The organism is Streptomyces pactum (assembly GCF_016031615.1).
Classification (GTDB): domain Bacteria; phylum Actinomycetota; class Actinomycetes; order Streptomycetales; family Streptomycetaceae; genus Streptomyces; species Streptomyces pactus.
Genome location: NZ_JACYXC010000024.1, coordinates 1 through 1283 on the forward strand (window position 1 = coordinate 1; position 1283 = coordinate 1283).

Sequence of the window (1283 nt, forward strand, 5' to 3'; positions counted from 1 at the left end):
ACGAGGGGGCTGCGGGTCGCGGCAGGCATCGAGGCACTCCGGCGGCGTGCCCGAGTCGAAGGATCAGCGGGCTCCGACGGACATCGGCGGGTCCGTTGTCAGTACCCCCGCCTACGCTGGGCACCGTGACGAACACAGAGCCGACGGAGTCGGCCGAACCGGCGCGGCGACCGGGCGCGCGCCCCTGGTCGTGGGCGGTGCTGGACACCCCCATCGGCCCGCTGCTGCTCGCCGCGACCGGCCAGGGGCTGGCCCAGGTGGGCTTCCACGCCGACGAGCGCACGGCGGCACGGGCCGTCACCCGGCTCACCGGACGGCTGGGCACCCCCGCCACCGACGCCTGCCAGGACGTGCTGGACGAGGCGATACGCCAGCTGACCGGGTACTTCTCCGGGACCCTGCGGACCTTCACGCTGCCGCTGGACTGGTCGCTCACCGCGGGATTCAACCGGCAGGTGCTGCGCGAGCTGGCCGAGCACGTGCCGTACGGCACCGTGGTCGGGTATCAGGACCTGGCCGACCGGGTCGGCGAGCCGGGCGCGGCCCGCGCGGTGGGCACCGCCATGGGTGCCAACCCGCTGCCGGTCGTCGTGCCCTGCCACCGGGTGGTGGAGAGCGGCGGCGGCATAGGCGGCTTCGGGGGCGGCCTGGAGACCAAGCGCAGCCTTCTCGCGCTGGAGGGTGTCCTGCCGGAGCCGCTCTTCTGACCGGTCGCGGCCGCGCGTCAAGGGCCGGCCCCGTCCACTCCGCCGCCCGCCCTCGCCACCTGCCTCGCCCTCGCCCTGCCGGGCTGCCCCGCGCACACCGCCGCCGCGCCGGTGGCCCGGTACGCCCGTCCCCGCGCGGACCGGCTCGGGGGTCCGGTACCGGAGGCGGGCCGGCCCCGGCGCCGTACCGGCGCGAGCGCGGCTCGTCCCGGCGGAGCGGAGCGGGCCCGCCACCAGGGCGGGGACGAACGCCTCCGTGCCGCACGGACGCGGAGGTCAGCGACAGCCGGTACCCGGACACCAGCGGGCACCGTCCCTGTCGCCGGCGGCCCGCACGCCGCGCGCCGGAGCACCGACCGGTGCCAGGGGTGGAGCGCCGGAAGCCCGGGCAGCCGGGCCGGCCGCGAGCACGACGGACAGGCGGCCGGACACGGCGGGTGGCGTGGGACCGTGGCCCCGTGCGGGGGCACCCGGGCGGGGCCGTACCCCGGCGCGGACCCACCGGGCGATCCACCGTCGGCGCGGCCCAGCTGTCGGCCGCGCCCCGGGCGTCGGCGCGGCCGGTGCCCCGGCACT

1 protein-coding gene is annotated in these 1283 nt (G+C 78.6%); it reads left to right on the forward strand.

Annotated features, from left to right (window positions below):
• The first annotated feature begins 125 nt into the window (after positions 1–125).
• On the forward strand, positions 126–707 hold the full coding sequence (locus IHE55_RS30460) for a methylated-DNA--[protein]-cysteine S-methyltransferase (protein WP_372442629.1): 582 nt from the start codon (positions 126–128) through the stop codon (positions 705–707).
• Positions 708–1283 lie beyond the last annotated feature (576 nt).